The organism is Mesorhizobium sp. M8A.F.Ca.ET.207.01.1.1 (genome assembly GCF_004794715.1).
Taxonomy (GTDB): domain Bacteria; phylum Pseudomonadota; class Alphaproteobacteria; order Rhizobiales; family Rhizobiaceae; genus Mesorhizobium.
Window position 1 is genome coordinate 1 of record NZ_SRUS01000239.1, and the last position, 361, is coordinate 361.

Sequence of the window (361 nt, forward strand, 5' to 3'; positions counted from 1 at the left end):
GCGGGGTCGTGCGGGGGGGCGTGTTCGGCTCGGGCTTCGTCCGGCTTGTCGATGGGCTGCATGGCTGTAGTCCCGTCTGCTGGCGCTTCAATCGAACCGAGCGGGTGCTCACTCGTAACGATTTTAACCAACGAATGCTGCGATCGACATAATGCGGCCGGCCGGTGCCCGGCAGCCGCGTGGGCACGCCGTCCGCATGCGGCTTGCGCGGCAAATGACCGGTGATCCACACGGTGCGGATGCCGAGCCGCCGGTAGTTCTTCAGGTGCGAGCGCGTGTCTTCGACCAGCACGACGTCTTTCAACGATACATGTGCGTCGCGCATGGCCTTACGCAGCATTGCGTGGTCGGGTTTGGCGCG

1 protein-coding gene is annotated in these 361 nt (G+C 64.8%); it reads right to left on the bottom strand.

What is annotated here, in order from left to right:
- Positions 1-340: hypothetical protein (locus tag EN850_RS34345; RefSeq protein ID WP_246689324.1), on the bottom strand; the 340-nt coding region annotated here is incomplete at its 3' end.
- Positions 341-361 lie beyond the last annotated feature (21 nt).